We start from the raw sequence: 22,213 nt of genomic DNA on the forward strand, positions 1-22,213 counted from the left end.
TTGATGTTGTCAGCAGTCGCCCCATTGCAGTGAAGACGCCAATAGCTACGCTCATGGCATGTCGAGACAGGGCTTCACCTTGCCCCGAGGGATGCAGACGGACTGGCCGACACTCGTCGCCGCCTCTACCGATTTCCGTCGTGATTTGCATCGTCACCCTGAACTGACCTGGCAGGAGAAAGACACGTCCGAAGTTATTCGGACGTCGCTTGATGCGCTTGGCATTCCATATCGTATCTGTGCAGGAACGGGCACTGTCGCAACACTGGCCCCCAAAGCGACGGGCAGGCATGTCGGCTTGCGCGCTGACATTGATGCATTGCCGATCAATGAGGCTACCGGTCTCGATTATAGCTCATCCCATAGCGGGTGCATGCACGCATGCGGGCATGACGGTCATGCCGCAGCGCTGATGTCGACGGCCGCTTGGCTGAAACGCCACGAAACGAGCCTGCCGGGCCCTGTCACCCTTCTTTTCCAGCCTGCCGAAGAAGGCGGGCACGGCGCTAAAAGGATGATCGAAGACGGTGCATTGGCGGGGCTCGATTGTATTTTTGGCTGGCATAACTGGCCTGCCATTCCGTTTGGCAAGGCCGTCTGCCCTGATGGCGCCGTCATGGCGGGCAATGGAACGTTCAGAATAACGCTTCGTGGTGCGGGCGGTCATGCAAGTCAGCCTGAAAATACGCGTGATCCCGTCCTGGCAGCCTCTGCCGTCACCATGGCTTTGCAGCAGATCATCTCGCGCCGGATTACGCCGCAGAATGCCGCCGTTGTCAGCGTGACCTCCATCGAGGCCCCGAGCGGCGAGACCGTCATTCCGGACAGCGCTAAAATGGCGGGTAGCATCCGTCTAGCCAATGCCAATGACCGTCCGCTTATCGAAGGTCTCATCAGGGAAATTACTATTTCACAGGCCAAAGCGTACGGGGTCGAGGCGGACGTCGAGGTTTTCCCTCGTTACGACGCAACTGTGAATCACCCGTCTGAAGCGGCCCATATGCGTGAAGCGATCGCGGCAGATCTGGGCGACGGCTGGTACTTCGACCAGATCCCGCTGCCGATCATGGCGTCTGAAGACTTCTCCTATTATCTGAAGGAAATACCGGGTGCCTTCGCCTTGATTGGCGCCGATGACGGCAAGGGCCATCATGAGCCCTGCCATTCACCCCGATACGATTTCAATGACAGGCTGCTGCCGATCGTGACCCGCATTTATGCGCGTCTCGCCGGCGCGCCCCTACCCGACCAAGCCAATTATCTGAACGACTAACCCTAAACACGAATTCGAGGAGAGACCGTCATGGACCTGTTTGAGCGCTGGGAATCGAATGTCAGGGGTTACGCACGGACTTACCCCACCGTGTTCAAATCCGCGTCCAATGCCCGTCAGACTGATGAGGCCGGCAAATCCTATATCGACTTTTTTGGCGGCGCAGGCGTGCTGAATTTCGGGCACAATAATCCACGTATGAAGGAAGCGATCATCAAGTTCATCGAGGCCGATGGCATTCCCCACAGCCTCGATATGATGACGACGACCAAGCGGGATTTCATCAAGGCTTTCACGGAGACAATCCTTGCCCCGCGTGGCTGGGATTACCGGATGCAATTCACCGGGCCTACCGGCACGAACGCCGTCGAAGCCGCGCTGAAGCTTGCGCGCCGCGTGACGGGGCGCAAGCAGGTCATCGCCTTCACCAATGGCTTTCACGGCATGACGCTCGGCGCGCTCGCAGCCACAGCCAATGCCTATTTCCGCAATGCCGCCGGCGTACCGCTGAACCATGTCGAGCGCTTGCCATTTGGCCACCCGCTGGAAGGGATGGAAGAAGTTTATGCCGATCCCTCGTCAGGCTATGAACCGCCAGCAGCGATCCTTGTAGAGCCGATCCAGGCCGAAGGCGGCGTGAATGTCGCCGACGCGGAATGGCTGAAAGCAATCCGCAAGTTCGCGAAAGACCGCGGCGCGCTCTTCATCCTCGATGACATCCAGGCAGGATGTGGACGTACGGGTTCGTATTTCAGCTTCGACGAAATGGATCTCGATCCGGACATCATCACGCTCGCCAAGGGCATTGGCGGTTTCGGCACGCCGCTCGCGATGAATTTGAATAAGCCGGAATTCGACAAACACTGGTCGCCCGGCGAGCATACGGGCACGTTCCGCGGACAGGGCATTTCCTTCATCGCAGGCATGGTCGCCATGGATTATTTCAAGGACGACACCTTCATGGCCGACGTCCGGCGCAAGGGCGAAATCATGGAAAAACGCCTGCAGAAGATGGCGCGCCCGGGCATGGAAGTGCGCGGCAAAGGCATGATGCAGGGTCTCGACACCAAGGACGGCGCATACGCCAAGAAAGTCGTCGCCGAGTGTTTCGAGAACGGGCTGCTACTCGGCGGCTGTGGCAGCGAAGGGCGCGTCGCCAAGCTGATCCCACCTCTGACGATTGACGATGCAGACCTGAATGAAGGCCTCGACATTATGGAGGCGGCCATGGAAGCCGCTCTGGTGCGCGCATGAGACATCGCGATGACATGACGTTTCCACCTGAAGAGTATGCTCGCCGGCTGGAAGACCTGCGCGACCGGATGAAAAGCCGCCGCCTGGATGCCGTGGTTATCTCGGACCCTGAGAACCTCATGTACCTTACTGACTATCAGACGACGGGGTACTCCTTCTTCCAGGCGCTGGTTGTCCCGCTTGACGGTGACTGCTTCATGGTCACGCGGAATATGGAAGAGTCGAACGTCCATGCCCGCACATGGGTTGAGAAGACACGGCCGTATGCGGATAATGGCGACGCTATTCAGCGCCTGATCGAAGCGCTGCGTGAGGCAGGGCTGTATAATTCGACCGTCGGGTATGAGCGTAACTCATACTTCCTGCCAGCCTATCAACAGGACCGCTTCCATTCGGCTTATACAGGCGGACGCCTGCTCGACTGCTTCGGCATCGTCGAAGAAGGCCGCGTCTGCAAATCCAAACATGAAATCGAGATCATGAAGCGGGCCGCACGGGCGACCGAGGCCGGGATGAAAGCCGGTATCGAGATTGCCGAACCTGGCGTCAGCGAAAACGAGATTGGTGCTGCTATCTCGGCCGCCATGTTTGAAGCGGGTGGTGAGCCACCTGCCGTCATGCCTTACGTGACGTCCGGGCCGCGCTCGATGATCGGACATGCGACCTGGGAAGGCCGCACGGTTCAGGAAGGCGAACATGTCTTCCTCGAGGTTGGAGGCTGCTACAGACGCTATCACACAGCCATGATGCGCACGATCGTCATGCAGGAAGAGCTGTCGCCGTCTATGCGCAGTGCAGAAGAGCAAATGCAGAAAGCGCTATTTGAGCTGCGCGACCGGGTTCAACCGGGCCTGACCGTATCGGATGCCGACAAGATCGTGCGGGACATCATCTCGGCCGGTTCTCATGGTGGGTCACTCATCACCCGCTCTGGCTATTCGATCGGCATCGCATTCCCGCCAAGCTGGGACGAAGGCTATATCCTGTCGCTCATGCAGGGCGATCCGCAGATCCTGAAGGAAGGCATGACCTTCCACATCATTCCATGGGTCTGGGGCGTGGACGGCGACAAGACGGTCGGCATTTCCGACACGTTCTACGTGACCGAAACAGGGTGCGAGAGTTTCTTCTCCCTCCCAGAAGAGTTCACGCTTAAACCCGGGAAGGGAAAGCCTTCCGCGCCGACTGCGAAGAAAGCCAATGGCGAGCAGGCTCAACCGGCGAGCTAGCGCCTGTCCAATATTCGAGATCAGGAGATATCCATGCTGAAAGCCGTCAATCCGGCGACCGGCGAGACCGTTCGTGAAGTTGCGCTCGACAGCGAGGCAGACGTCAACGCCAAGATCGAGGCGTCGCTGGCCGCCTTCCATGAGTGGAAGGCCAAGTCCTACGCTGAACGTGCAAAGCTGCTCAGAGCCGTCGCAGCCCATATGCGCAAGCATGTCGAGACGCTTGCCCCCATTATGACCGAGGAGATGGGCAAACCCATCAAGGAAGGTCGCGGCGAAGTCGAGAAGTCAGCCTGGTGTGCAGAGCATTACGCAGACCACGCAGAAGGCTATCTCTCCCGGCAGGTTCTAGAGTCCGATGCGAGCCTGTCCTATGTGCAGCACCTGCCGATTGGTCCCATTCTAGGCATCCTGCCTTGGAATGCACCGTTCTGGCTCGCCTTCCGCTTCGCCGCCCCCGCCCTGATGGCGGGCAATTCCTGTTTGATGAAGCATGACCCGCATGTGCCGGGCTGCGCAGAAGCCATCGAAACATGTTTCCGTGAGGCAGGCGCGCCTGAAGGCTTGTTCCAGGCGCTTTACCTGGAGACGCCGAGCGTCGAGGCGGTCATCCGCGATGACAGAGTGCGCGGTGTCTCCTTCACTGGCTCTTCGCGCGGCGGATCAGCGGTTGCCGGGATTGCGGGGTCGGCGATCAAGCCTGCCGTGCTGGAGCTTGGCGGGTCCGATCCGTCTATCGTCCTGGCCGACGCCGATCTCGACAAGGCAGCGGACGTGCTGACCCTCTCGCGCATCATCAACGCAGGCCAGTCCTGCATCGCGGCCAAGCGGATCATTGTTGAGGAGAGCGTCTACGATAAGGTAGAAGCATTGATGAAGCAGAAGCTGGCCGCGCTGCAGCTGGGTGATCCGCGCAGTGCTGAGACCGATGTCGGACCGATTGCCCGCTCGGACCTTCGTGATGAGCTGCACCGGCAGGTTCAGGAGACAATCGAACAGGGCGCGACCTGCGTTCTGGGCGGAGAGTTGCCTGACGGTGATGGCTATTTCTATCCGGTCACTCTGCTGTCGAATGTCACACCGGACATGTGCGCCTTCAATGAGGAGACGTTCGGGCCGGTCGGTGTGCTGGTGAAGGCGCGCGACGCAGACCACGCCGTAGAGCTGGCGAATGACACGCGCTACGGCCTTGCGGCCAGCATCTGGACTGAGACCAGCCGCGGCGAAGCGATGGCAAGTTCTCTCGACACCGGTCAGGTCAGCGTCAACGGGATCGTGAAAACCGACCCGCGCCTGCCAAGCGGCGGCACCAAGGCGTCTGGCCTCGGCCGGGAACTTGGGCCACATGGCATCCTCGAATTCGTGAATGCCCAACAGGTCTGGATCGGTCCTGCAAAGCCTGCGTGACCAAAGGCTTGGGCGAAAGTCCTGACACAACTTAATCAGGACACGGCAAATTTGTTTCAAGTTTGCCGGGCGCATTTCAGTCGGACTTCAAATCTCGCTCTTAGGCCTGCTTATTGATCGCCCGCAAAAATGCGGGCCCAGTAAGCAGTCAAGAGGGTCAGAATGACGTCCTCCATCTTGCAGGCCTTTACCTTTGCCTCTCTTCTCTGCGGGCTGTCCACAGGTGCGATGGCAGACCCCGCGCCTCGTCAGACCGGTAGTGCCGTCTACCACGCGGCTACATCGCCGGCAGGTCCGGCACAGACCGATCTGACAGTGGTGGTGAACAGGTCTACGCCCATCGCCGTAGGCCGCCCCTTTGCGCGCATTGCGATCTCACAGCCCGAAATCGCTGATGCAGCGCCGACCTCTGACAACCGTCTTTATGTCCGTGGACGCACGATCGGCTCTACCAACATTCTTGTCTATGACGATGATGGTGACCTGATCGAGATCATTGATGTGCGAGTCGAACACGATCTTAGCGCGATCCAGGGCGACATCGCGGCCCTGTTTCCGGAGATAGACCTTGAGCTGCGCACCGTGGCGCAGCGGCTTCACGTGCGCGGCAATGTGCCGGATGATGAAACCGCCGCAGAGATCATGCAGATTGCGGCGAGCTATGCGCCCGACGCCGTGATTGACGCGCTCGACGTAAACAGCCCGCAGCAGGTGATGCTGGAAGTGCGTTTCGTAGAGGCCTCGCGTGAAGACGTGAAGGAACTCGGTATTGGCGGCGAAGTCAGCCGTGCGGGGGACTTCCTCTTTGCGACAGGCTCTGAGCTACTCTCTGGCGGCGCACCGAAATCCATCCTCAGCCTGCTCGGCGCTTCTGGCGGGGTGAATATCGATTTCTTTCTTGAAGCCCTGGAAGAGCGCGGCGTTATCCGCACCCTGGCCGAACCGAACCTTGTCGCTCGCTCTGGGGAGACTGCGAGCTTTCTCGCTGGCGGCGAGTTTCCAGTGCCGGTTGCCGCCGATGAAGACACGATCAGCATCGAGTTTCGCGAGTTCGGTGTGAGCCTCGAGTTTACGCCGCGCATTCTGTCGAACAACCGGATGAGCCTCGAAGTCAGCCCTGAGGTTAGCCAGCTCGATCCGCGCAACTCGGTTCGTCTTGCAAGCGTCGAGATACCGGCGCTGAGCGTTCGCCGTGCGAACACGATCATCGAGCTTGCCGATGGCGAAAGCTTTGCGATCGCCGGCCTGATCCAGAATACGGTAGACACGACATCAGTTCAGACGCCGTGGCTGGGCGATGTGCCTGTGCTCGGCGCACTCTTCCGGTCCAACCGTTTCCGCGAGAATGAGACCGAGCTGATCATTATCATTACCCCGCGCCTCGTCCTGCCGACACCGGCTGGGACGCGCATCCCGGATCCGCTGACGAACAATCCCATGCCTTCCGAGGCTGAACGTCTGCTTCTGGGAAACCTTGATAACGACGAAGGCCCAAGCCGCGCGTCGGCTGGGACAAGCACGCTTCGCGCCCCCTCTCCTGTGGCGGCCCAGCCTGTCGCCCAGTCTTCACGCCCGGATCTTGGCTATGTGCCGGGCATGGGAGGCGAGTAGGCATGAGCGCCACACCGCTTCAGGCGACAGGGCCAGTGCGCCTTCATGTCTTTGCGCCCGGTGGGCACGAGGCATTGGTGGCGGCTAGCGCAAACCTGCCGACCGTCACCGTTACCAGCCATGTGAGCCCGGGCGCCGCGCTTGAAGCGGCGCAGGCTGAGCGCGGCGGCGTTCTGGTACTAGAGAATGCCGGCACGTTCGATCTTGTCGAACTACTGATCCGCGTCTCTGAAACCGCCTCCAGCCTGCCGGGCATCGTGATTGGTGAGAATATTCCGATCCTCGCGGTAAAGCGGCTGATGTCACTGCAGCGCTGGGACATGCTGCCCCCGCCGATTGCACCTGCTTCACTGATCGAGGCGCTGGAGCTGGTCTGCAAGCAGGACAGTTCCGGGGCTGATAGCGCTTCTGGCAAGTGCTGGACGGTGACCTCATCTGTAGGCGGAGCCGGAGCAACGCTGGTCGCTGTTGAGCTTGCCTATCAGCTCAGCCAGCGCGAGACGCGCGGCAAAGTCTGCCTGATCGATCTCGATTTCTTCGATGGGGCCTGCGCCTCCTATCTCAATTGCCCGGCCAATCTCAATCAGAGCGCGCTGACGCAGTCCGCTGACCGCATTGATGAGGCCCTGCTGCAGGCTTTCATCACCCATCACAAGAACGGGATCGACCTGCTTGCCGCACCGCGTTCGCATCGGTTGTGGAATGCGATCAAGCCGGAATCGATCCTCAAGATGCTCGAGGTTGCATGCAGCCTCTATGATCATGTGATCGTTGACCTGCCCCGCTGGCCATCGCCCTGGATGGCGTCTGTGGTGACGGGCGCGGACGAGAATATCGTGATGAGCGAGCTGACCGTCCCGGCGCTCCATGCCGCACGCAGCCGAGCCGAGGATCTCGAAGACGCCTCCGAAGGCATCGTTCAGCCACGCATCGTGCTGAACCGGATGTCGAAGAAGCTGTTTGGCGGCACCGTGACGGTAGCACAGGCAGAAGAAGCGATCGGCCGCCCCGTCTTTGCGACGATCGTTTCTGAATGGGAGGCAGCGCTCGCCGCCGTCAATTTCGGCCAGGCAGTTAGCGAAGCCAAGCCCGGAAATCGCCTCACGAAGGATATCAGCCGCCTCATCGACCTCCTCGAGGCAGGCAACGACCCCATGGTTCAGTCGCCCCCGCGCAAAAAGAAAGCCTAGATGGCCCGCTTTTCCCTTCTTTCCCGAAATAACTCAGCTGCTGCAGAAAAACCTGAGCATGAAACCGCAACGCCCGATCGAAGCACGGTCGAGACAGCAGCGGAGAACGGACCACTTTTCTCGGCCGATGATGCCGATGAGGAAGAGGTCGAGCCGGAAGAAAATTCAGCCTCGACCTCGTTCGACCTTCTCGACGCAAAACTGCGCGTGCACAACAAGCTGATCGACGAGCTGGACCTCTCGGTTCTCGACAAGCTCGACGAAGCGGAGATGAAGAAGCAGGTCGGCCGACTGGTTTCAGAGATCGTTCGCGATGAGCGGATCCCGATGAACCAGGCCGAAGTGCTGGATTTTGCGGACTCCGTCTATCATGAGATGACAGGTCTCGGGCCGCTGGAGCCACTACTTGCCGACCCAACAATCTCTGACATCCTGATCAATGGCGCCAAACAGGTCTATGTGGAGCGGCGCGGTGAGCTCGAGCTTTCCGAAGCCAAGTTCCGCGACAATGCCCACCTTCGCCGTATCGTTTCGCGCATCGTGTCTGCCGTTGGCCGCCGCGTCGATGAAAGCCAGCCGCTGGTCGATGCGCGGCTTCTGGATGGCTCGCGTGTTAACGCAGCGGTCGAGCCTGTGGCGATCGATGGCCCTCTCGTCTCCATACGGAAGTTCTCAAAGAAACCTCTCACTCTGGAAAAGCTGATTGGTTTCGGCGCGATGCCGGAAGAGGTCGCCGAGTTTCTGTTTAACGCCGTGAAGTGCCGCGTAACCTGCATCATTTCAGGTGGTACCGGTTCAGGCAAGACCACGCTACTGAATGCCCTCTCCAAGGCGATTAGCCACAAGGAACGCCTGATCACGATCGAGGACGCCGCAGAACTTCAACTGCAGCAGCCGCACGTGGCCCGCATGGAGACGCGTCCGCCCAACCTGGAAGGCAAGGGCGAGATCCGCCAGCGGGAACTGGTCAAGAACGCTCTTCGTATGCGCCCTGACCGGGTGATCCTGGGTGAGGTGCGTTCCGAAGAGGCCTTCGACATGCTTCAGGCCATGAATACCGGCCATGAAGGATCAATGGCGACGATTCATGCCAACAATCCGCGCGAGGCGATCAGCCGACTTGAACAGATGGTGGCGATGGGCGGCCTGCGTATCTCGTCTGAAGCCGTTCGCGGCCAGATCGCATCCGCCATCGGCATCATCATCCAGGCCCAGCGCCTCTCCGACGGCTCGCGCCGTATCACCCATGTAACCGAAGTGACGGGCATGGAAGGCGACATCATACAGATGCAGGACATCTTCCTGTTCAATCGACTACGCACTGGCGAAGACGGCACCGTTATCGGCGAGTTCCGCGCCACCGGCCTCCGCCCCAAATGCCTCGATGAAATGCAAAGGCGCGGCGTCCAGCTTCCCATGGAGTATTTCGACCCATCCAAGCCGCTTCTCGAAGTGCCGGGGAAATAGATGGAGACTTCGGTCGTCATCTATGTGCTGGCTTTCGCTTCGGCGTTTCTTGCCGCTCAGTCAGTCCTCGGTTTTGGTCAGGGCGCGGTAGAAAAGACGCGACTGAACCGGCGGCTGCGCGTGCAGGAAAAACAGGCAAGTGTTGCCGACCTCATCGTCGAACTTCGACGTCAGCGTGGACAGGACAGGGAGGGCAATGGCCGCCTGTCGCTTCGCTGGTTCAACGACCTCGTGACTCGTTCTGGACTGCCCTATGACCCGGTCACCTGGTCGATGATTGCACTAGCGGTCGGCGTCGTGACGGCGGCTGCCGTGTTCTATTTCACTGCCAGTCTTATGCTGACGCCTGTGACAGGCATTCTGGCATCGACCGTACTGCCAGTCTTTTTCCTCAAGATGAAAGCCGCTGCCCGCGATCGCCAGCTGGGCGAGCAATTGCCAGATGCCCTTGAAATCATTGTCCGCAGTCTTGAAGCTGGCCATCCGGTTCCGACAGCCGTCTCGCTCGTCGGCCGCGAAATGCCAGACCCGATCGGGTCTGAATTCGGCATGGCCGCCGATGAGATCGCCTATGGCTCCAGCCTTGAAGAAGCGGTGAAGAAACTCGCCGAGCGCACACAGCAGCCGGATGTCGAGCTCTTCGCTGCAACCGTGCGCCTGCAAGCGCGCACCGGGGGCAATCTGGCAAGCCTTCTGAAGGTGAACGCATCGACGGTTCGCGCGCGCCAGAAAATGCGCCTGAAGGTCAAGGCAGCCTCATCCGAAGGGCGTGCTTCCGCGCTGATTCTGACCTCGGCGCCATTCATCGTCATGGGCGCGATGCACATGCTGACCCCCCATTTCTATGGCAGCGTCATCGATGAGAAGCTCGTCCAGTATGGCCTCGGAGGCTGCCTTGTTTGGATGGCCATTGGCAATCTCGTCATGCGCAAGATGATCAGTTTCAAGGTCTGAGGGGAATGATGCCGCTCAGCCTCCTGCAGAATGCAGACTTCGCGCTCGTCTCAATTCTTGCGATTGTGACGCTGTCTGCGCTTGCATTTGTCTGCGTGAAACTGATCCGGGGCCTGAAAGCCAAAAAGAAGATGGCCCAGCGGCTTGAAAGCGATGCGGCACGCCGCGTTCGGGCACAGGCCCAGACTGCCAGCCAGAAACGCGACCAGATGATCGAGGAAATCGGACGGCGCTTTTCTGACCCGAATTCCGAAGCGCTGAGCAAGCTGCGCGCCCGCCTGTTCAAGGCTGGCTATTATTCGAAAGCTGCGCCCTACCTGTTCATCGGTATCCGTTTTATCGCGCTGATCGTACCGCAACTCCTCCTCCTCGCGACGTGGCCACTTTATGGTCATATGCTGCCGGGCAATGGCCTCATGCTCGCTTCGGGCGGTCTGGCCGTGATCAGCTTCGTGGCCCCGTCCTTCCTGTTGGACAAAAAGCTTTCAGGTCTTCAGGACCAGTATCGTGAAGGATTTCCCGACATGATGGACCTGATGGTGGCCTGCGTCGAGGCTGGCCTCAGTCTCGATGGCGCGGTCCAGCGCGTGTCCGAAGAACTGACGCAGCGCTATCCGAACCTCGCCGATCACCTGAAAATCATGAACCTCGAAACCCGCGCCGGGAGAGCCCGCACCGAAGCGTGGAAGCATTTCGCAGACCGCCTTGGCCTCGATGAGGCGCGCGCGCTCGCCACCATGCTGCGCCAATCCGAAGAGCTCGGCACTAGTGTGGGGGAAACATTGCGCGTCTTCGCGACCGACATGCGCGAGAAGCGGATGCTGTATGCAGAGGAGAAGGCGCTCGCCCTGCCCGCCAAGCTGGTCGTTCCGCTGATCCTGTTCGTTTTTCCATCGCTGCTGACCGTGCTCATGCTGCCTGCGGTGGTTCGCATGATGGATGTCATGGCGGCGACGGCCTGAGTACATCCAAGACACGGTAAAGCTGTCAATGCCGGCGGCGCACGAGAATGATTTCGGTATACTGAACGTAAGTGACCCGCGCTGACAACGAAGCAGAGGCGGTAAGCTGAGCCGCAGCCGCTACGGGCGCGCGCTCCGGCTCGAACATATCTGACATCAGTACGGACAAAGGCACGGATGGGTGGGTCAGAACAGGTTCACTGATGGACATGGCCGGGCTACCGGCAGGCTCCAAAGGCGCTGCCTCTGCCAGTAGCATGACAGCATCGGGCGTTTGGACTCCTGCCTTGCTGGGCGCACTTTTCTCAGCCGCCCAACATGCATTGACGAGCGCGACCACGAGGACTGCCCCGACGCACAAAACAATGATCAGTGTCAGGCTCATGAACACATCCCGCTTGCCGCGCTTCCATATGAAACGCGAAAGCCGGATTTTCCGCAAGATACGGTTTCGAGGCTGGGAACCGCCTGCAGGTTATTGGCTGGACGGCACCCGGACCTTTGATTCCTGATCGCCCATGATGATGGCGACCTGGGTACCAGATGGCTGACGCGGCGCAGCTGGTTTCGGGGACGATGCGACCTGGCGGGGCGCTGGCGCGGGTGAACGAAGCCGCACTGCCTCTGCCATCTCATAGGCGTCATCGGCGCTGCCGCGAAGGGCTAGTGAGAGCGTGCCGGACTTTCCGGCGACAGAAAGCGTCTGGGCCTGTTCCAGTGTGACGGCGAGCGTTGCGGTGCGGAATGGCGAAGGGTCGTTGCCCGCGACATCATCGTTCAGATCCAGTGCCATGACTTCGATATTCTGGAGCAGGACTTCGGCGCTGGCTCCGCCTGAACGGACTGGCAGGTCGTCCACGAGCGCTGCGCCATCATTGGCCATAAAGATGATATCGACCATGTCGCCCGGAAGGACAAAGCCAGCCACGCCGGACACGTCAGTCATCTGGATTGTATAGGCGCGCATGCCGGGACGGATCTTTGACGACAGCGACGCGCGCATACCGATGGCGAGCAGCATTTTTTCCGACAGGATTTCCCCGCTGGAGATCTCAATCAGTGTCGGACGTTCCAACCCTGTCTCTTCAAGCTCGTCGCGCGTCTCGAAGGCCCCGCGAGGGAGATCTGTCACCGGGATCGCTTCGGTCTCGAACCAGGCCGGGTCCAGCGCGACGCCGCGCGGAATATCGCGCACAGCCACGAGAACATCGCGGGTTTCGATCACCACGGGTTGGGTCTCGACCATCTCGGCGGGCGCCGCATCCTTATCACCGCCGCCAAGCCAAAGACGCGCCCCAAGGACTGCGGCCCCGCCAAAGACGAGAGACAGCACAAGCGAGACGATCGGAGACATTTTCACGAGGCGGGCCCTCCAGATAGCTATTTCCAGCTGAAGGTAGCTCGGCGGGGTTTAAACCTTCCGCAAATGCAAAGCCGTCATTTCACCCGACCGCTTAACCAAGAACCTCGCCCGCTGTTTCTTCCTCTACCGGCACGAGATCGACAGCCTGCGACCCGGCCTGTCCGGACGCCGACTTCAGGACGCCCTTGACCGGCGAGACGTCCGAATAGTCCCGGCCATAGGCGATCACGATATGGTTTGTCGCAACTTCGCACGCATTGGTGGGGTCGTACTCAATCCAGCCAAGCGCCGGCCCGCACCAGGCCCGGACCCAGGCGTGCATGGCGTCTGCGCCTTCGAGGCGCGGTTTGCCAGGCGGCGGTTCGGTACGCAGGCATCCGCTGACATAGCCCGCCGGAATGCCGACGCTACGCAGCGCGGCGATCATGATGTGGCTGAAATCCTGACAGACGCCCTTGCGCGCGGCAAATGCGTCTTCGTGGCGCGTATCGACCGACGTCGCAGAAGCATCGAAGGTCATCTCCTCATGCAGGCGTTCGCCTAGCCGGTGCACGACATGACGTGTCGGCGCGTCCAGCGGAACGAGGTCCCGAACATAGTCCTGCAGGACGAAGTCTGGCCGGATCCGCGGCGTGGTACCGAGAAAGTGAAGCGGCGAGTCCGGCGCCAGGCTTGTTATCCCGCTGATGATTTCAGGCATCGTTTCGAGGTTGGTTGACACCGACTGCGGCGCGGGCGGCTTGTAGCGCTGTACGCGAGCGGTAAGGCAGGCTTCAAAGCGCTGATGGGCCTCTGCGAAAACGACTTCACTCGTCCAGTTGCCGAAGAAGTCCCGAAAGCCACTGCGTTCAGCAGGTTCAGGCGACACGGTGAGAACCTGCTCGGTCACCGACTGAACGCCCGGCAACTCCAGCGGCCAGAGGTGAAGCAGGTGCCGTCCCGCGAGTACCATGCCGCCATAGCGATAGGAAATGCTGAGTTTGAGATCATAGAGCATGGGAGGACTGCTTTTTAGCTCATGAATATTCGCGTGAGGCCATCAGAAATCGCCGCTACCTTTTTACGGAACTGGGCGAGATAATCAGAGCGGATATCGTCCGGCGCAAGCGCCGCGAACGTCTCACGCAGCGTGGTGCAATCGCGGAGTAATTCCTCGCTCCCGGCCGATTTCATCAAGTCCGCGAGTGGGTTCATCTGCCGCTCAAGTTCATTGAGGTGGAAGATAAGCGAGCGCGGGTTCAGCTCGTCCAGAGCGGCCAGCTCGGCAACTGATGGCCTGCTCGCCTGAAATCCGTAACGGCGTCGATGCGAGATGGAGCTGTCGGCGTATTCCAGCGCAAGGTCCAGACTGCCGAGCGGGGCGTCCTCGGCGAGGAAGCTTGCGAGCGCGGAAGACAGCGCCATAAGACGTTCGATGGACCTTCCGAGACTGAGGAAGCGCCACTCGGTGAAGCGGTACATGTTGTCCTGCAGCAGGCCAGTAAAGGCACTCGACTGGCGCAACAGGACGCCCATTTCCTGCGCTGCGCCATCACCGGGCGGCACATTACGTGACAAGGCGTCATCCAGCCGATCGCTTAGCTGGTTAATCGCGGCCCAACCGTCCGGCGAAAGCCGGTCGCGCACGCTTTCGGCCGCGCGTAGCGCAGACCGGATCGTACCTTCCAGCGCTGGAGGAATGGAGACCTGCGTGTCGAGACCGATAAAAGTGCCATAGCGAGTGAGGTGAACTAGAAGCGGAGATTGCGGCGATGCCGCCTCGGCAAGCCGTTCGTGGCGGGCGCGGTTCAGACGCGTGAATCCTTCCGCGCGCTCCATATAGCGGGCGAGCCAATAGAGGTTTTCAGCCGCCTTACTCGGCAGTGCCCCCTGTTTCGCACGCGGTTCCTTCGCCTGCCCGCTTGCGAGGCGTGTGACCGTGTCCACCGGATCGTCGCTGACAATCCAGACATCGGCCACTGAGCTACCGGCCTGCATGCTGAGGCCATTCGAATTCGTCTTTGAGCCGATACGGGCAAAGCCACCGGGCATGACGCACCAGCCATCTGTCGTGCGCACCATGAAGACACGAAGGCTCATGGGACGCGGAACGAGCACGCCATCAACCCAGGCCGGTGAGGTTGAGAACGACACAGTTTCCTGCCCGACCAGAAGTTCGCCTTCGGTATCCATCAGGCGTTTCGCGAAGTCAGCACCCTGCTTTCGAAGCTGGCTGCCCATAATCGTGGACTCGTCAGGGTCGAACATCTGCCGGGTCGACAGCGCCGGTCCGATAAGCATGTTCTCGAGCCTTGAGAGCACGTGCTCGCGCTCGGCTGGCTGTCCGCACCACCACGTCGCAATATTGGGCATTGCGAGCGGTTTACCCGCCAGACGTCTCGATATGCGGGGCAGGAATGCAAGCAGCGCGCGCGATTCAAGTATGCCTGCACCAAGTGCGTTCACGACGGAAACATTACCCCGGCGTACAGCCCCGACCAGCCCCGCCGTACCGATCTGTGAATCTTCGTCCAGCTCAAGTGGGTCGGCATAAAGCGTGTCTAACCTGCGCCAGAGGACGTCCACCGGCTGTAGGCCCGATACCGTCCGCACAAAGACCTTACCCTGTTTGATAGTGAGGTCTTCCCCCTCGACCAGTAACAGGCCGAGATAGCGAGCGATGTAGGACTGCTCGAAATAGGTCTCGCTGAAGGGGCCGGGCGTCAGGATTGCTACATGCGCCTCCTGCGAGGCTCGCATGTTCAACAAGGCCGTGCGGAACTCGGAGAAGAAACCGGACAGGCGGTAAACCTTTGCGTCGGCATAGTGTTCAGCGAAGATGCGGGAAGTCGCAACGCGGGTTTCGAGTGCGTAGCCTGCCCCCGATGGCGCCTGCGTCCTGTCATTCATGACCCACCACCTGCCGTCCGGGCCGCGACTGATCTCGAAGGCAACAAAGTTGAGATGATAACCACCGCGCGGCTTCACCCCGACGAGCGGGCGGATCCATTCGGGGCTCTGAGCAATAAGCTGTCCGGGCAATGCGCCATCCGCAACGAGCTGGTTCGGACCGTAGAGGTCTGCAGCCACCGCCTCCAGCAGGTCGGCACGTTGCTTCAACGACCCGGCGATCTCCTCCCATTCCGTGGTATCAATCAGTACGGGCATATGACTGAGTGGCCATGGCCGCTCTGTTGCACTATCTTCAGTGTACTGACGAAGAAAAACGCCGGAGTTTCTGAGGTAGGCATCGCCTCTCGAAAACATCTGGCGAAGCGTGTCGGGGTCGTGCTCGGATAGGTGCGAGATGAAGTTCTGCCAGACTGGCCGGATGCGGCCATCACTGTCGAGCAGTTCATCCGGGACGCCCGGCACAGGCCTGTACTGCGCCAGCAGACGAAATAGCGTTTCTTCTGCTGCCTTCCGGGGCCGTGACATGATTTAGACGCCCTGCGGCCTGCGCAGGTCCAGCGTCAGAGGAAACTCTGGGTGAACCCTTTCGGTTTCTGGCACAAAGCTTCCCGGCTTGTGTCCTTGCGGCTCGAACCGGGCGAGCCTTCGGGCTTCAGCCTCATTCGAGTTGACTGGGAAGGTCTCATAATTGCGGCCACCCGGATGCGCGACATGATAGACGCAGCCGCCAATCGCATGCCCGCTCCAGGTATCAAAGATGTCGAAAGTAAGCGGTGTATTCACCGGCAAGGTCGGGTGAAGCGACTCTGGCGGCGCCCATGCCTTGTAGCGCACGCCGGCGACTTCGCTTGCGCTGCCAGCTGACTGGGTCAGCGGCATGCGCCGACCATTGCAGGTTACCGCAAACCGGCCGGGCGCGCCTGATTGTAATTTGACCTGCAAGCGCTCCGCCGAACTATCCGTATACCGAACAGTGCCGCCGATAGCGCCCGTTTCACCAAGAACGTGCCATGGTTCGATCGCCTGACGCAGCTCCAGCGTGGTACCTTCATAGGTAACCTCACCACAGAACGGGAAGCGGAATTCGAACTGGGCTTCATACCATTCAGGTTTGAGGTCGAAGCCGTGCGTCTTGAGGTCTGCCAGCACTTCCATGAAGTCCTGCCAGACAAATTCCGGCAGCATGAACCGATCATGCAGCCGCGTACCCCAGCGCACCGGCGTGCCCTCTACAGGGCTCTTCCAGAAGCGCGCAATCAGGGCGCGGATCAATAGCTGCTGAGCAAGGCTCATCCGCGCATTGGGCGGCATCTCGAATGCCCGGAACTCAACAAGGCCAAGACGGCCGGTTGGCCCATCGGGTGAGAACAGCTTGTCGATGCAGATTTCTGTGCGGTGCGTATTGCCCGTTACATCGATCAGCGCATTCCGAAGCAGCCGGTCGATCAGCCATGGGGGAATGCTCCCCTGCCCCGGCGCGGGTATCTGCGACAGAGCAATCTCAAGTTCGTAAAGCGTGTCATTGCGCGCCTCATCGATGCGCGGTGCCTGACTGGTCGGGCCGACGAACAGGCCGGAGAAGAGGTAGGAAAGGCTCGGATGCCTCTGCCAATGAAGGATGAGGCTTTTGAGAAGATCCGGCCGGCGAAGGAACGGGCTGTCGTTCACATTCGCGCCGCCGACGACGACATGATTGCCGCCACCCGTGCCGGTATGGCGGCCATCAATCATGAACTTGTCTGTGCCAAGACGCGTCTGGCGCGCCTCTTCATAGATGGCTTCGGTGGTCGCGACGCACTCTTCCCAGTTATGAGCCGGATGAATGTTCACTTCGATGACGCCCGGGTCCGGCGCAACGCGGATCACGTTCAGGCGCTCGTCCGATGGCGGAGCATAGCCCTCAATATGGACAGGCTTGCCGACGGCCTTTGCCGCTTTTTCGGCTGTCGAAACCAGCTCCAGATAGTCCTCGAGCGCTTCGGTCGGCGGGATGAAGACGCAGAGATGGCCATCACGCGCCTCGACGCTGAGCGCGGTGCGAACGCTGGCGCCTTCCTGCGAAGTCATTTGCTGCTGGCGCACATCCTGTCCCTTTGCCGCCTCGGTGCGGCTGGACACGTTCTGGCGTGCGTCGGGCGCTGCATTGCGCTGCTCGACTGCCTCATTGATCGAGTATTCCGGCAGCGGCCCGCGCGGCTCTGCCGGATCGGTCACATGCATATAGGGATAGATGGAGGGAGCGAGATGAGGCAGCGCTTCCAGCGGAAGGCGATACCCCGCCGCGCTGTCGCCCGGTACCAGGAACAGCCTGCCGCGCCGGAATGACCATTTCTCAGTGCGCCAGCGTGCGGTCGCCGCCTTGGCCTGCCAGCGCTGAACGGGAAGAACGAAGGCCACCGGTTCTGTCAGCCCGCGTTCGAAGACCTTGGCGATGCGCTGGCGCTCCTCAGGGTCTTTCAGCTTTGAGTTTTCAGGTGTGACATTGTCTGGCAGCCGGCCTTCGCGAAGGATCCACTCTGCAGGGTCTTCATAGGCAGGTTGAACCACCTCATCAGGCAGGCCGAGTTCGGCCGCCATCGCTTCGGTCATCTTGCGCGCATCATCTGCCGTCGCTCCGGTGTCTTCACCTTCATGGGCGATGAGGTCAGCGTCGCGCCAGACCGGCTTGCGGTCGCCGCGCCAGTAGAGTGAGAAAGTCCAGCGCGGCAGGCTTTCGCCCGGATACCACTTGCCCTGGCCGTAATGCAGCATGCCGCCCGGCGCGAAGCGGTCACGCAGCCTGCGGATCAACTGGTCTGCCAGGGCGCGCTTGGTCGGGCCAACGGCAGCGGTATTCCATTCGGCGCTTTCGAAATCATCGATGGAAACGAAGGTCGGCTCACCCCCCATTGTCAGGCGCACATCCTCTTCCTGGAGGACGGCGTCGACCTTCTGACCCAATGCATCGAGATCCGACCAGCTCTCATCAGAGAAGGGTTTGGTGATGCGCGGATGCTCTGCCACGCGGTTGATCTTCATGTCGAAGTCGAACGTGGTCTCCGTCTCAGGGTCGCCGCTGAAGCCGCCGGAGATTGGTGCCGCGTTCTGGTAGTGCGGTGTCGCCGCCAACGGAATGTGACTTTCACCGGTCATAAGGCCGGACGTCGGATCAAGTCCGACCCAACCGGCGCCCGGAATGTAGGCTTCGACCCAGGCATGAAGGTCGGTAAAGTCATGGTCAGTGCCAGCAGGCCCATCAAGGGAAGCAAGATCTGGCTTCAGCTGGATGAGATAGCCAGAAACGAAACGGGCCGCGAAACCAAGCCGGCGCAGCACCTGCACCAGCAACCATGAGGAATCCCGGCAGGAACCAGAACCCTTACGAAGCGTGGCTTCAGGTGTCTGAACACCCGGCTCCAGACGCACGATATAATCAACGACCTGCTCTACCCGCCGGTTCACGTCGACAAGGAAGTCGACCGTGTTCATCGGGTCTTCGGGAATAGTGTCGAGGAAGGCTTTCAGCAGTGGCGTCAGCCGGTCAGGTCGCCGGTAGATTTCAAGGTCAGGCGCATATTCGTCAGCGTACTCGAACGGCCAGGTCTCGGCCCGCTCCTCGACGAAGAAGTCGAAGGGGTTGTAGACCGTCATGTCGGCGACAAGGTCGACTTCCACCTTCAGCTCACGCACGGGCTCAGGAAATACGAAACGCGCCAGCCAGTTGCCGTACGGATCCTGCTGGTGGTTCACGAAATGCTTGGTCGGCGAGACCTTGAGGCTATGCGACACGATCCGGGTGCGCGACTGCGGCGCAGGCCGCAGACGGATGATCTGCGGTCCCAGCGTGACCGGCCGGTCGTATTTATAATGCGTGAGGTGATAGATGCTGGCGAGAATGGCCATGAGGAAACTGCCTTACCTGTATTCCCCTCTTCTCTAGCCTACATGTTGAGGTTTCGCGAACGGGAAAGCGGAAACGCTGCCCAAGGCGCGGCAGATGCACAGGCTGCAGGCATACGGCCCACATCGTCCAGGGTTCAGGCGGAGGCTTTGAAGACGGGCCAGCGCTCCGCGATCTTCTCTCCGTCGAAGACAGCGATGTCGCCAAACTGCAGGAAGACCGCCTCCGATTGGGTGGGGCGAAAAAACACGAAATCGTCAGGACTGATATTCACGCCCTCTGGCGCTGTCAGCATTTGCTGGTTGCTTGATCGGCCGTATTCTTCATTCACCACAAGCTTCTGCGGCCAGACAGGTCTGGCCATCCAGTTGCCGCCAAACGTGTAGATCGTCTTTGAATGCCCCTCTGGCATTTCCGGCTCGCGGCCTTCCAGGAAATCGAAACCGGCAACGTTGATTCCGTCCAGAACCTTCAGAGCCGGCGCTGCGATAAAGCTGGATGGCAGGTGGTCTTCCAGAAGATCGGTATCGAAATCAGTCGGCTTCACCAGCACTGACCCTGCCGACACCTCGTTTGCCATGCTCGTATCGGGGTAGAGACGGTATGTCGGACTGCCGGCCGTATTCAGTGTCAGGAACTGCCCGTTCTCTGGCGTCTCAGTGCACCCTGTCAGTGATTTTGCCGCTTCATAGGTTTCCCTTGCATAGGTCCGGGCCTTGTCTCGAAGCCCATGCTTCTCGGGCATCTTGGCGATATGCGGCTCGTATCCCATCAGGCCGGTAAAGCTCGCCCGGTTCGAAGCTTCCAGCTTCTGCCAAGCCTGCCTGATGCTCTCATCAGCAGGGAAACCGCCGCGATGAAGGCCGACATCGATTTCAAACACGATGTCGAGATGGACAGAAAGTTCAGCAGCCAGCGCCAGATACTGATCGAGGCGTTCTGGTGTATCGATCAGCCACTGCACCGCCGCGTCCGGCGGTGCATGGCGGTAAAAGGCGCGCGCCGCGGCAACCGGCATCGGCTTGCCAAGCAGTTGCTTCACATCCGGCATGGCGTGGGCAATCTCAAGCAGCATGTCGAGATTGAAGGTCATCATGCGGTCCGTGCCCGTCTTGTGCCGGATATGGGAGAGGAGCGGCAGGCTGGGCAGCGACTTTGCAACGATACGATAACCCATGCCTGTCGGCAGATGGCTATTGAACGTCGCGATATTCGAGTCGAGGCGCTCACGGTCGATGATGAGCGTCGGCTGGGCGATACCCGCCTCGACAAGAGCGGTCTGTAGCTTTGCGAAGTATGTGGGTGAGCCAGGCATCACGCTTCCGGCTCGAACAGGGTACGAAGATAGGGTGTCATGAAGCGTCCCTCCGGATCGATTTCGCGGCGAACAGCGCAGAAGCGGTCGAATTGCGGATAGAGACTTCGCAGGTCCCGGTGGCGAAGATTGTGCAGCTTGCCCCAGTGAGGCCGGCCACCTGCGCGCCGGAAGATCGGCTCTATATGCGAGAAGAAGAAATCATACGCATCTTCAGCGAAAGCATGCACCGCCACCGAGATACGCCCTTCTCCGTTGAAAGGGCTCAGCCAGATGTCATCGCCGGCTGATTTGCGAACCTCAATGGGGAAGAAGACGTCAGGCCGCTCACGCTCGATATAAGTGATGACCTCATCAAGCGCATCGAGCGCCGTCTCTACTGGCAGGTGGTACTCCATCTCGTTGAAGGGGACGTTCCGCTCGCTGGCGAGCAGTTGCCAGCTATTGCCGATGACGTCTTCGCCGTCGAATTGCTCAAAGGCGCCGGCAAGGAATTCACGACGTGAGCTGACATTGTCCCCGGCATAGTCACGTGCGCGCTTCAGCCCAAGGACGGCGTCGTCGTCATCGCTTTCCGGCCGGGGTGTGGCAGGCGCATCTGTCTCTTCATGCGCAATCGAGATGCCGTAGCCGGAAAACGGTACATAGAAGAACTCGTAGTTTCGAAGCGTCTGCCAGCGTGTCCCTGCCGCTGAGAGAAGGTCATCAACCGGCTCGGCCCAGGTGCGCCGGTGGAGGTTGTAAGGCGCGACCAGCTGGATTTCGGCTTCGACCAGAATTCCGATCGCGCCGAGCGATACGCGACAGGCTTCAAACACCTCCCGGTCTTTATCGCGTGAGACTGTCATGACATCGCCGCTGGCCGTCAGCAGTTTGAAAGCAAGCGTTTCGGCAGATAGGCAGGCGAGCCCTTCGCCTGTGCCATGGGTCGCGGTCGAGATCGCCCCGGCGAGCGACTGGGCGTTGATGTCCCCGAGATTCCTGAAAGCGAGGCCATGGTCTTCAAGCGCGGGAGAGAGATCCTTCAGACGCGCGCCCGCATTGACCCAGGCGGTTTTTCTCTCACTGTCGGCGGATCGGACCAGGCCCATCCTGTCCAGCCGGACCAGTGTGCCATCCGTGCAGGCAAGCGGCGTAAAGGAATGTCCCGCGCCGACTACCCGCACCGGACCGGGCGCAGTCTTCAGAAGTGTTTTCAGCTGATCCGCACCGACAGGCTCTATCACCTTCATCGGCTTCGCGATCTGGTTGCCGGACCAGTTGGTCCAGGTATCGCCAATTTCGGCGTTTTCTTTTGTGTCCGTCATTTGCGTGACGCCTCCCCAGGAAAAGAAGAGACCATAATTTCCGCTCGCCTGGCAACGCTTCACCCGGCGCCAGCTTCTGGCTGTCTCGAAATTCACAAGCTCTGTGCCC

General features: G+C 60.1%; 16 protein-coding genes. 9 read left to right on the forward strand and 7 right to left on the reverse strand.

The annotated features are described in order from the left end of the window. Nucleotides 1-58 precede the first annotated feature (58 nt). The 9 genes from doeB2 to D1224_RS12620 all read left to right on the forward strand — a co-directional run bounded on the left by doeB2 (nucleotide 59) and on the right by D1224_RS12620 (nucleotide 11,347). Nucleotides 59-1,273, forward strand: a complete 1,215-nt coding sequence (gene doeB2, locus D1224_RS12580; protein ID WP_119380316.1) for a N(2)-acetyl-L-2,4-diaminobutanoate deacetylase DoeB2 — start codon at nucleotides 59-61, stop codon at nucleotides 1,271-1,273. A 30-nt stretch (nucleotides 1,274-1,303) separates the two neighbouring features. After that, nucleotides 1,304-2,527 carry an aspartate aminotransferase family protein gene (locus D1224_RS12585; protein ID WP_119380317.1) on the forward strand — a complete coding sequence of 408 codons (1,224 nt, stop codon included), beginning with the start codon at nucleotides 1,304-1,306 and terminating at the stop codon, nucleotides 2,525-2,527. Then, entirely contained in the window at nucleotides 2,524-3,756 is a 1,233-nt protein-coding gene (gene doeA / locus D1224_RS12590; protein ID WP_119380318.1) for an ectoine hydrolase, read from the forward strand. The genes D1224_RS12585 and doeA overlap by 4 nt, the downstream gene beginning before the upstream one ends. Before the next feature lie 33 nt (nucleotides 3,757-3,789). After that, the gene (locus D1224_RS12595) at nucleotides 3,790-5,163 is read left to right on the forward strand and encodes an NAD-dependent succinate-semialdehyde dehydrogenase (RefSeq protein WP_119380319.1); all 1,374 of its coding nucleotides are present in this window, start codon (nucleotides 3,790-3,792) and stop codon (nucleotides 5,161-5,163) included. 162 nt (nucleotides 5,164-5,325) lie between these two features. After that, nucleotides 5,326-6,774 carry a type II and III secretion system protein family protein gene (locus tag D1224_RS12600; RefSeq protein ID WP_119380320.1) on the forward strand — a complete coding sequence of 483 codons (1,449 nt, stop codon included), beginning with the start codon at nucleotides 5,326-5,328 and terminating at the stop codon, nucleotides 6,772-6,774. 2 nt (nucleotides 6,775-6,776) lie between these two features. Next, the gene (locus D1224_RS12605) at nucleotides 6,777-7,964 is read left to right on the forward strand and encodes an AAA family ATPase (RefSeq protein ID WP_119380321.1); all 1,188 of its coding nucleotides are present in this window, start codon (nucleotides 6,777-6,779) and stop codon (nucleotides 7,962-7,964) included. Further along, complete coding sequence (locus D1224_RS12610; RefSeq protein WP_233350538.1) at nucleotides 7,965-9,431, forward strand: CpaF family protein; 1,467 nt, start codon at nucleotides 7,965-7,967, stop codon at nucleotides 9,429-9,431. It begins immediately after the preceding gene. After that, nucleotides 9,432-10,385: a type II secretion system F family protein gene (locus D1224_RS12615; protein ID WP_119380322.1), complete on the forward strand. Its 954-nt coding sequence runs from the start codon at nucleotides 9,432-9,434 to the stop codon at nucleotides 10,383-10,385. It abuts the gene before it with no gap. A gap of 5 nt (nucleotides 10,386-10,390) precedes the next feature. Beyond that, complete coding sequence (locus tag D1224_RS12620; RefSeq protein ID WP_233350539.1) at nucleotides 10,391-11,347, forward strand: type II secretion system F family protein; 957 nt, start codon at nucleotides 10,391-10,393, stop codon at nucleotides 11,345-11,347. Between the two features lie 25 nt (nucleotides 11,348-11,372). Here the strand turns inward: D1224_RS12620 and D1224_RS12625 are convergent, their stop codons facing one another. The 7 genes from D1224_RS12625 to D1224_RS16520 form a co-directional block, all read right to left on the reverse strand. Beyond that, entirely contained in the window at nucleotides 11,373-11,732 is a 360-nt protein-coding gene (locus tag D1224_RS12625; RefSeq protein ID WP_119380323.1) for a hypothetical protein, read from the reverse strand. 90 nt (nucleotides 11,733-11,822) lie between these two features. After that, the gene (cpaB, locus tag D1224_RS12630; RefSeq protein WP_119380324.1) at nucleotides 11,823-12,701 is read right to left on the reverse strand and encodes a Flp pilus assembly protein CpaB; all 879 of its coding nucleotides are present in this window, start codon (nucleotides 12,699-12,701) and stop codon (nucleotides 11,823-11,825) included. Nucleotides 12,702-12,801: 100 nt separating this feature from the next. Beyond that, complete coding sequence (locus tag D1224_RS12635) at nucleotides 12,802-13,707, reverse strand: transglutaminase family protein (RefSeq protein ID WP_119380325.1); 906 nt, start codon at nucleotides 13,705-13,707, stop codon at nucleotides 12,802-12,804. Between the two features lie 14 nt (nucleotides 13,708-13,721). Further along, complete coding sequence (locus D1224_RS12640) at nucleotides 13,722-16,127, reverse strand: circularly permuted type 2 ATP-grasp protein (RefSeq protein ID WP_119380326.1); 2,406 nt, start codon at nucleotides 16,125-16,127, stop codon at nucleotides 13,722-13,724. Between the two features lie 3 nt (nucleotides 16,128-16,130). Beyond that, complete coding sequence (locus tag D1224_RS12645; RefSeq protein ID WP_119380327.1) at nucleotides 16,131-19,484, reverse strand: transglutaminase family protein; 3,354 nt, start codon at nucleotides 19,482-19,484, stop codon at nucleotides 16,131-16,133. Nucleotides 19,485-19,618: 134 nt separating this feature from the next. Next, the gene (locus D1224_RS12650; protein WP_119380328.1) at nucleotides 19,619-20,797 is read right to left on the reverse strand and encodes an alanine racemase; all 1,179 of its coding nucleotides are present in this window, start codon (nucleotides 20,795-20,797) and stop codon (nucleotides 19,619-19,621) included. Next, nucleotides 20,797-22,104: a D-arabinono-1,4-lactone oxidase gene (locus D1224_RS16520; RefSeq protein ID WP_182482286.1), complete on the reverse strand. Its 1,308-nt coding sequence runs from the start codon at nucleotides 22,102-22,104 to the stop codon at nucleotides 20,797-20,799. Before D1224_RS16520 ends, D1224_RS12650 begins: the two co-directional genes overlap by 1 nt. Between the last annotated feature and the right edge of the window lie 109 nt (nucleotides 22,105-22,213).

The organism is Henriciella barbarensis (assembly GCF_003576345.1).
Lineage (GTDB): Bacteria > Pseudomonadota > Alphaproteobacteria > Caulobacterales > Hyphomonadaceae > Henriciella > Henriciella barbarensis.